At 71.6% G+C, this 1,632-nt stretch carries 2 protein-coding genes; both read right to left on the bottom strand.

Annotation, left to right across the window (positions count from 1 at the left end; genetic code table 11):
- Window positions 1–251: 251 nt before the first annotated feature.
- Window positions 252–1,265 carry an SLAC1 anion channel family protein gene (locus MFF42_RS03865; RefSeq protein ID WP_238254572.1) on the bottom strand — a complete coding sequence of 338 codons (1,014 nt, stop codon included), beginning with the start codon at window positions 1,263–1,265 and terminating at the stop codon, window positions 252–254.
- 30 nt (window positions 1,266–1,295) lie between these two features.
- Window positions 1,296–1,632: molybdopterin cofactor-binding domain-containing protein (locus MFF42_RS03860; RefSeq protein ID WP_238254571.1), on the bottom strand; the 337-nt coding region annotated here is incomplete at its 5' end.

Here is a 1,632-nt window from a genome sequence, read left to right as displayed (position 1 = left end):
CCGACAATCCCGAAGACCGTCGAAGCTCTCGGCCACCAAGCGGTGGACCGCGGCGCCCCGTCGGTGAAAGTGGGTATATGGGGCCCGAGCCCGAGCGTCAATCGGAAAAACGCGGAAAGCGCGATCGCGCCCGCCACGGAGCCTCGTAACGCATCCGGCGACCCTTCCGCAGCGGCAGCACCCTCATGTCGCGATGAGGCTCCCTCCTCCGCCTTTCGACCAGCACGCGTCGGCCTGACGGATGCCGTCGGTCAGCTTGTGAGTCGCCGGAGATCGCCCCGAGCGATCCCGATGAGCGTCCGGACCGCGAGGGCCGCGATCGTCACGGTGGCGAAGGCGAGCAGCCCCAGGGCCAGGGCGTCGATCGCGGGTGCGCCCGCTTGCCCGGCATAGCGCAGGGCAGCGCCGGCCATGGCCGCGAGGGGAAAGCTCACGGCCCACCACGACACGCGGAACGGGCAGCAGCGCGGCAGGTCGCGCAGGCGACCGACGAGCACGGCGAGGACGAACAGACCGATGAGGAACAGCGCCTCCGCGAAGGCATCGATCCGGCCGAGCGTCGCGGTGTAGCTGGAGAAACCGACAGCGAAGGGCGCGACCAGGATCATCAGCGTCGGCCGCTGGCCCGCGGGCAGCGGCTCCTCGAAGACCAGGCGGGCGAAGACCAGGGTGAAGAGCGGAACCGCGAAGAAGAGGCCGACGCTCAGCGCGAACATCGCCAGGGTCTGCGTGTGGGGCAGGCCGAGCACCGGCGCGGCGAGCGGGATGTCGAGGAGGCCGACCACCGGCACCATCCAGGCGGGCGTCGCATGGGCGATCTGCTGGCGGCTGCCCATCCATCGGCTGACGATGAGGACGGCGAAGACCACCATGCCCGCCGCACCGGTGACCCAGGCCGCCACGGCGAGCGTCGGGCTGACGCCGCCGAGGACGAAGGGCAGCAGCAGCAGGCTGATGAGGACGGTTCCGAACAGGTTGCCGGCGATCGGATGGCGGAACTCGGCCAGCACCGTCGGCCAAGCGGTGACCGCCTTCGCACCGTAGGCCAGCGCCAGGACAAGGAAGGTGAGGAGCGCGCCCCAGCCGATCGCGTCGGCGACGAGGGTGGGCAGGCCGTAGCGCGCGCTGGCGAGACGCCACGCGACGCTCAGGCCGGTGAGCCCCATCACGGCGCCGAACAGGGCGACCGGCAGGTATTCGAAGCGCGGCGCGAGGCCGGCACGAACCGGCCTCGCCTCCCCCGGAGAAGCCGCGACCGTCGTCATCATCCCGCTCCTCCGCCCGATCCCTCCACCTCAGACACCGGACAGACGCGTCTTGGCAAGCGGGAGGCTGCGCACGCGCCGGCCGGTCAGGGCCGCGACCGCGTTGACCACCGCGGGCGGCACGCCGGGCAGGCCCGGCTCGCCGATCCCGCCCATCGGCGCGCCGCTCTCGACGATGGCGACGTGGACCCGCGGCATCCGCTCGCGGTCGAGGATCGGGTAGGCGTCGAAATTCTTCGCCTGCCGCTGCCCGTTCTCGTAGACCACCTGCTCCAGCAGCGTCGCGGAGAGGCCGAGGGCCGCCGCACTCTCGACCTGCCGCTTGACGATGGCCGGGTTGACCACGCTGCCCGGATCGATGGCGATC

It is taken from the genome of Methylorubrum podarium, assembly GCF_022179745.1.
In the GTDB taxonomy this organism is placed as follows: Bacteria; Pseudomonadota; Alphaproteobacteria; order Rhizobiales; family Beijerinckiaceae; genus Methylobacterium; species Methylobacterium podarium.
The sequence above is the reverse complement of the archived record's forward strand: the minus strand, read 5'-3'. Positions and strand labels throughout refer to the sequence as shown.

What these genes read in the sequence shown, in the direction of transcription:
- MFF42_RS03865 (WP_238254572.1), bottom strand. Translation starts at nt 1,265, where the DNA reads ATGACGACGGTCGCGGCTTCTCCGGGGGAGGCGAGGCCGGTTCGTGCC.